Origin of the sequence: Actinophytocola xanthii (assembly GCF_001921205.1) — a bacterium.
Taxonomy (GTDB): domain Bacteria; phylum Actinomycetota; class Actinomycetes; order Mycobacteriales; family Pseudonocardiaceae; genus Actinophytocola; species Actinophytocola xanthii.
The window spans coordinates 20737-27491 of record NZ_MSIE01000101.1 but is presented as its reverse complement, the minus strand read 5'-3'; the positions used below and the strand labels follow the sequence as shown (position 1 = coordinate 27491).

Annotated in this window: 7 protein-coding genes; all 7 read right to left on the bottom strand. The window is 70.0% G+C overall.

All coding sequences use genetic code 11. The features are described 5' to 3' along the window. On the bottom strand, positions 1-1486 hold a 1486-nt coding region (locus tag BU204_RS35225), incomplete at its 3' end, for a hypothetical protein (RefSeq protein WP_143229971.1). A gap of 15 nt (positions 1487-1501) precedes the next feature. Beyond that, positions 1502-2065 carry a DUF3558 domain-containing protein gene (locus BU204_RS35220; RefSeq protein ID WP_075130145.1) on the bottom strand — a complete coding sequence of 188 codons (564 nt, stop codon included), beginning with the start codon at positions 2063-2065 and terminating at the stop codon, positions 1502-1504. Between the two features lie 14 nt (positions 2066-2079). Then, positions 2080-2460, bottom strand: a complete 381-nt coding sequence (locus BU204_RS35215) for a hypothetical protein (protein WP_233160996.1) — start codon at positions 2458-2460, stop codon at positions 2080-2082. A gap of 116 nt (positions 2461-2576) precedes the next feature. Continuing rightward, complete coding sequence (gene pstB / locus BU204_RS35210; RefSeq protein WP_075130144.1) at positions 2577-3356, bottom strand: phosphate ABC transporter ATP-binding protein PstB; 780 nt, start codon at positions 3354-3356, stop codon at positions 2577-2579. 41 nt (positions 3357-3397) lie between these two features. Continuing rightward, positions 3398-4504, bottom strand: coding sequence for a phosphate ABC transporter permease PstA (gene pstA, locus BU204_RS35205; RefSeq protein ID WP_075130143.1), 1107 nt, complete (start codon positions 4502-4504; stop codon positions 3398-3400). Next, positions 4504-5493, bottom strand: a complete 990-nt coding sequence (pstC, locus tag BU204_RS35200; RefSeq protein WP_075130142.1) for a phosphate ABC transporter permease subunit PstC — start codon at positions 5491-5493, stop codon at positions 4504-4506. The genes pstA and pstC overlap by 1 nt, the downstream gene beginning before the upstream one ends. A 106-nt stretch (positions 5494-5599) precedes the next feature. Next, a complete protein-coding gene (gene pstS / locus BU204_RS35195) occupies positions 5600-6712 on the bottom strand; it encodes a phosphate ABC transporter substrate-binding protein PstS (protein WP_075130141.1) in 1113 nt (370 codons plus the stop codon). Between the last annotated feature and the right edge of the window lie 43 nt (positions 6713-6755).

Below are 6755 nucleotides of genomic sequence, written 5' to 3'. Positions count from 1 at the left end.
TGCCGCCGCCACCGAAGCCGCCGCGGCCGGCCAGGCCGCCGCCAGCACCACTGCCGCCGCCGGGACCGCCGGGACCCCCGCCCGACCCCGGGCCGAACCCGCCGCCCGGGCCGAACCCGCGCGAGCTCCCGGCACCGCGCCGCTCGAGGTCGTCGACCTGACCACCGGGCGGCAGCGCGCCGAGGGGCAGCGGCGTGCCGACGTTCGGCCCGCCACCGCCCTGGCCTGGCCCCTGTCCGGGACCGCCGGCACCGTTGGTGGGGAACTGGCCGAGACCGGGCGGGTTCGGGTTGATCTCGCTGGGGTTGGTGGTGCCGTTGCCGAGTCCGTTGCCGAGGCCGTTGCCCGAACCACCGCCCGAACCGCCGCCCGAACCCGAGCCGCCACCACCGCCGGGGAGCTGGACGCTGCCGCCACCACCGCCGCCACCGGAACCGCCCGAGCCACCGCCCGAGCCACCGGAACCACCCGAGCCGCCCGAGGGGATGGACGCCGTCGAGCCGCCCGAACCGCCCGCGCTCCCGGCACCACTGGCCGAGCCACCGGCGCCGGCGCCGTTCGGGTTCGTCGAGGCGTCTCCGGCGAAGGTCCGCATCGCGCTGGCGTCGGTGCTGCTGATCGAGCCGCTGGAGTCGGACATCACCGGCGGTGGGGCGAACGCGGGCATGGTGCTCGCGCTGCCCAGGCCACTGTCGTAGTTGGTCACGACCTGCGCGGCCCGCTGGTGCGCCTCCTGCTGGGCGTTGTACTGGGCCATGTAGGCGTCGTACTTGGCCATCATCTGGACCGGGTCCATGGTGGACTGCAGGTCCCGGTTCGCCGCCGCGGCGTCGAAAGCCACCGGCTCCGGCATGGCCCGGCGCGCCTCGGCCAGGGCGGAGGCCTGGATGTTGGTCTGGGTGCCGGCGAGCTGGGCGCTCTGCCCGGCCGAGCCGACCCAGTTGCCGACGTCGGCCATGAACGTGCGGGCCGAGTTGCCGGCCTGGCCCTGCCAGTCGGTCTCGCTGTTGTTGATCGCGGTCCCGACCCCCTCCTGGAAGCGGGTCATCGCGTTGCCCGCCTCGATCCAGAGGTCGCCCATCTCGCCGACGGCGTCGGGGTCGACGCCGTCGGTGACCATCGTCTTGAGTTCGGGGTGGGCGACGCTCATGTAGTTCGCGGCCAGGATCCCCGGAGGCTGACGCGTCTCGACGCCCTGGGCGAGCTCTGCGGCCTGGTTGGTCAGCCCCTCGTTGTAGGCGGTCTCGACCCGGCCCTGCCGCGTGAAGCGGTTGATGAGGTTGTCCAGCCAGCTTCCGCCCGCCTCCTGGACGTCGGCCGACTGCTCCGCGTCCTGCCGGACGTCGTCGCGGGTGTCCGAGGTGTGCCCGCGGTCGATGTAGTACCGGCTGCCGCGGTCATAGGTGGGGTCGTAGTGGCCTTCGCTGTTGAAGCCGTCGTCCCCGTAGTCGCTGTCGGCGACCGGCTGTCGGTTTCGAGGTGCCATCTCCACAACTCCCGATCAGGGCAACTTCGGTTCGACCAGCTCAGCGGCCCTGGTGGCCACCGTGCAGGCCTTGGTCATATCGCCGCCCGCCACTCCGGACACATCCACTCGCGACGACTCCGTAACGGCGATCGCCAGGGCGCAGACGCCACCGGCGGTGGAGTACCGCACGGCGTCATGGCCTCCGACGGTGGTCGGTTCCGGTTCGGTGGTCGAGACCACCTCGTCGATGCCGAGCTCGTCGATGACGCCGACCGTGACGGTGTGCTGGCCCGATGCCTGCCACTGGCAACGCCGCGCCGGGCCGATCTCCGCCTCGTTCCCGGCACCGAGGCTCAACTGGGCCATCTCGGCGTCGGTGAGCAGCTCACAGGGCTGGAGGTCGGTCGTGCCGGACTCCGCCTCGCTGGGCTGGGTCGGTGCCTCGCTGGTGGCGGTGTCCTCCGGGAACGACGGCACGTCGGTGAGACCACCGTTGTCGCCGCTGGCACCCGGGTCTCCCGCGGTCTCCTCCGAGCAACCGACCAGTCCGAACACGAGCATCGCCGCCGCGGTGACGAGCAGAGCCGTTCGCCTCACTGGATGCTCTCTCCTCAGGCCTGGGCGGGGAACCGGCCACCGATGCCGGTGTCCATTTCCTGGTAGCTGGCCATCGCGGCGTTGATGCCCTGCTCGGCCTCGTCGAGGGAGGCGCGGAACTCGGTGAGCATCGTGATGAAGCCCTGCTGGTCCACGGCCACGTTCACGACATAGGGCTTGATGGTCTGGGCTCCGTCGCTCGACCCCAGCGCCGGCTCCTGCTGGAGCAGCCCGAAGTCGCCCATCTTCCCGTCGATCCAGTCGCGCATCTCGCGAATGGCGGCCAGGAGCGCCTGGCCGCCGGTCTCGTTGACCGCGAAGGATCCCTCGGACGCCGCCCTGGCGAACATCTTCGCGCTGGCGACGATGCCGCCGCCCCCGCCTGCGTCAAGCATGATCCGACCCCTGTTGTCTCACGTGTGGCACCCGCACGGTACCAACCCGGTGACCGTGGGATCCCCATTGTGACGGAACTCGGACCTGCGAGGTTCCCGGGTGTGAACGCCGGGGATCAGCCGAAGCGGCCGGAGATGTAGTCCTCGGTCGCCTTCTTGCTCGGGTTGGAGAAGATCTTCTCGGTCGCGTCCATCTCGATCAGCTTGCCCGGTTGGCCGACCCCGGCGAGGTTGAAGAACGCGGTCTGGTCGCTCACCCGCGCCGCCTGCTGCATGTTGTGGGTGACGATGACGATCGTGTACTCCTGCTTCAGCTCGCCGATCAGGTCCTCGATGGCCAGCGTGGAGATCGGGTCGAGCGCGGAGCACGGCTCGTCCATCAGCAGCACGTCCGGCTGCACGGCGATGGCCCTGGCGATACACAGCCGCTGCTGCTGACCGCCGGAGAGCGAGGAGCCGGGCCGGTTGAGCCGGTCCTTGACCTCGTTCCACAGGTTCGCCCCGCGCAGCGACCGCTCGACGACCTCGTCGGCGGCCGCCTTGGACATGCGCTTGTTGTTCAGCCGCATGCCGGCGATCACGTTCGCGTGGATGGACATGGTCGGGAACGGGTTGGGCCGCTGGAAGACCATGCCGATCTGCCGGCGCACCCGCACCGGGTCGACCTCGCGGCCGTAGAGGTCCTCGCCGTCCAGGGCGATCCGGCCCTCGATCCGCGCCCCGGGGATGACCTCGTGCATCCGGTTCAGCGAGCGGATGACGGTGGACTTGCCGCAGCCGGACGGACCGATGAACGCGGTGACCGACCGCGGCTCGATCGCCATCGTCACGCCTTCCACCGCGAGGAAGTCGCTGTAGTAGATGTTGAGGTCGGAGATGTCCAGTCGCTTCGCCATCGTCTTCCTTGTCGTGCGCGTAGTCGTGCGCTGCTGCCGGCTCAGCGGCGTCCGGTCTTGGGCGAGAAGAATCGGGAGACCAGCCGGGCCACCGCGAACAGCAGCATGACGATGATGATCAGCGTCAGCGCCGCGGCCCAGGCCCGGTCGTAGTTGATCGTGGTGACGCCGTTGGGCGCGAGGCCCTGGCTGTACTGGCGGAACACGTACACCGGCAGCGTCATCATTCTACCGTCGAACAGGTTGTAGTTGACCGAGTCGGCCACGCCGACGGTGATCAGCAATGGAGCGGTCTCGCCGATGACCCGGGCGATGGACAGCATCACACCGGTGACGATGCCGGCCGCGGCGGTGCGCAACACGACCTTAACGATCGTGAGCCACTTGGGAACACCCAGCGCGTAGGCCGCCTCCCGCAGCTCGTTGGGCACCAGCTTGAGCATCTCCTCGGAGGCCCGGACGACCACCGGGATCATCAACACCGCGAGCGCCACCGAGCCGACCACGCCCATCCGCACGCCCGGCCCGAGGAACAGGGCGAACAGCGCGTAGGCGAACAGACCGGCCACGATCGACGGGATGCCGGTCATCACGTCGACGAAGAAGGTGATCGCCCGGCCCAGCCTCGAGGGGCCGTACTCCACCAGGTAGACGGCGGTGAGCAGGCCGATCGGGACCGAGATCAGCGTCGCGAAGAGCGTGATCTCGACCGTGCCGATGATCGCGTGGTAGGCGCCGCCGGCGTCCATGCCGCCGAACACCCCACGCATGGTGTAGGACAGGAAGTACCCGTCGAACCGTTCGAGGCCCTCCTGGACCGCCGTCCACAGCAGGCTGACCAGCGGGATCAGGGCCAGCCCGAACGCGGAGTACATCGCCGTGGTGGCCAGCCTGTCGATGGCGGCACGGCGCCCCTCGACCACCTGGGTGAGCACCAGCAGCACGACCGCGTGCAGGATCACGCCGAGGAACACGGTCAGCGGCACGGAGAACGAGCCCAATAAGGCGAACAGCGCGCCGACGGCCACGAGCGAGCCGGCGAACACGGCGAGTGGGGTGAAGCGGGGAAGTTTGCCGTGGGAGAGCTTCGGGCCGCGCAGGCTGGCGGTGTCCGCGCTCTCCCCGTGCGGGGTCTGCACCCTGGTCATCAGTTCGCCCCCGAGAACTCGGCGCGCCGCGAGACGATCCACCGCGCAAGCATGTTGACCAGCAAGGTGATCAAGAACAGCACCAGGCCGGTGAAGATCAGCACGTTCACCCCGAGACCGCTGGACTCGGGGAACTTCAGCGCGATGTTGGCCGCGATGTTCTGCTGCTGACCGGGCTGGAGGAGGAAGATCGAGTAGGCCAGCCCCGGCGAGAGGACCATGGCGACGGCCATGGTCTCGCCGAGCGCGCGGCCCAGGCCCAGCATCGCGGCGCTGATCACGCCGGAGCGGGCGAACGGGAGCACCGCCATGCGGATCATCTCCCACCGCGTGGCCCCCAGCGCCAGCGAAGCCTCCTCGTGCAGCGTCGGCGTCTGCAGGAACACCTCACGGGACACCGCGGTGATGATCGGCAGGATCATCACCGCGAGCACGATGCCGGCGGTGAGGATCGTGCGCGGCGGGTCACCGGCGGGCCCCGCGAACAGCGGGATGAACCCCAGGTTGTCGGCGAGCCACTGGAAGGCCGGGAACAGCTTGGGCATCAGCCACAGGGCGCCCCACAGGCCATAGACCACGCTGGGGATGGCCGCCAGCAGGTCGATCACGTAACCGAAGCTCGTGGCCAGCCGGCGCGGCGCGTAGTGGGAGATGAACAGCGCCACGCCGATCGCGACCGGCGTGGCGATCAGCAGCGCGATGAGCGCGGCGAGAACGGTGCCGAAGACCAGCGGGCCGACGTACCCGAGCAGGGTTCTGCCCTGACCGAGCCAGTGAACCCGCTCGCTCAGCTCCGTGGAGTCGGTCTGGATCGCCGGCCACGCCTGGGCCACCAGGAACGCGGCGACGGCGGCGAGGATGATCAGGATCAGGACGCCGGCGGCCTTCGCGCTGAACGAGAAGACGATGTCGCCTGGGCGTTGTGGCGTGCGGGTGCGCTGTTTCGCCGGCGGCGTCGTGCTGGTCGCCGGTTCGCCCGTTGTGGTCACTGCACAGTCTCCGTGAGCGGGGTGGGGCGGGCTGGCCCGGGCGGGCGGCCACCCGAAGGTGACCGCCCGCTCGGCGGTGCAGACCGTAACAAGGTGTCGGCCCGACTCAGCTGCCGACGGCGATGGACTCGATCGAGGCCTCGACGTCCGAGCGGAGCGTGTCGGAGATCGGCGCGGAGCCAGCGGACTCGGCCGCGGCATCCTGGCCCTCGCTGCTCGCGACGTAGCTGACGAACGCCTTCACCAGGTCGCCCTGGGCCTTGTCGCTGTAGTTCTTGCAGACGATGGTGTAGGAGACGAGGACGATCGGGTAGGTGCCCTCGGCGGTGGTGTCCCGCTTGAGGTCGATCGCCAGGTCGCCCTCCGGCACACCCTCGGCCTTCGGGGACTCGTCGACGACCTTCGCGGCCGCCTCGGCGGACAGCTCGACGAAGGCGTCGCCGACCTTGATCTTTGCCACGCCCAGCTCGCCGGCCTTGCTGGCGTCGGCGTAGCCGATGGTGCCCTGGCCGCCCTGGACGGTCTGCACGACACCCGAGGTGCCCTGCGCGGACTGGCCGCCCTGCACCGGCCAGTCACCGCTGGGCTCGTGCGGCCACGCCGGGCCGGCCACCGCGGAGAGGTACTCGGTGAAGTTCTCGGTGGTGCCCGACTCGTCGGACCGGTTCACGGCGCTGATCGGCGTGCTGGGCAGCTGCGCGTCCGGGTTGTCCGCGGCGATCCTCGGGTCGTTCCAGGTGGTGATCTTCCGGTCGAAGATCCCCGCCAGCGTGGCCGGCGAGAGCTGGAGGTTGTCGACGCCCTCGAGGTTGTAGATCACCGCGATCGGGCTGATGTAGAGCGGGAGGTGGATGGCGTCGTCGCCGCAGCGCTCCTTGGCGGCCGCGCGCTCCTCGTCGTCCATCACGGAGTCCGAACCGGCGAAGGCGACGGCGCCCTCACCGAACTGGGTGCGACCGCCGCCGGAGCCGACGGGGTCGTACGTGATGTTCGCGTCTGGGTTCGCCGACTGGAAACCGGCGATCCAGGCCTGCATGGCGGACTCCTGCGAGCTGGCGCCGGCACCGGCGATGTCGCCGGAGACGCTGGCCTGCTCGGAGCCGCCGGTGTCGCCACCGCCGTCGGTGTTCGATTCGACGGGGTCATTGCCGCAAGCGGTGAGCGCCAGCGCGCCGGCGGTGACGATGGCCGCGATGCGGCCGTAGCGGATGCGCTTCACTGGATCCTCTCGAGGTGTTCGATGTCAACTCAGGCGCGCGCCT

What these genes read in the sequence shown, in the direction of transcription:
- BU204_RS35215 (WP_233160996.1), bottom strand. Translation starts at nt 2,460, where the DNA reads ATGCTTGACGCAGGCGGGGGCGGCGGCATCGTCGCCAGCGCGAAGATG.
- pstB (WP_075130144.1), bottom strand. Translation starts at nt 3,356, where the DNA reads ATGGCGAAGCGACTGGACATCTCCGACCTCAACATCTACTACAGCGAC.
- pstA (WP_075130143.1), bottom strand. Translation starts at nt 4,504, where the DNA reads ATGACCAGGGTGCAGACCCCGCACGGGGAGAGCGCGGACACCGCCAGC.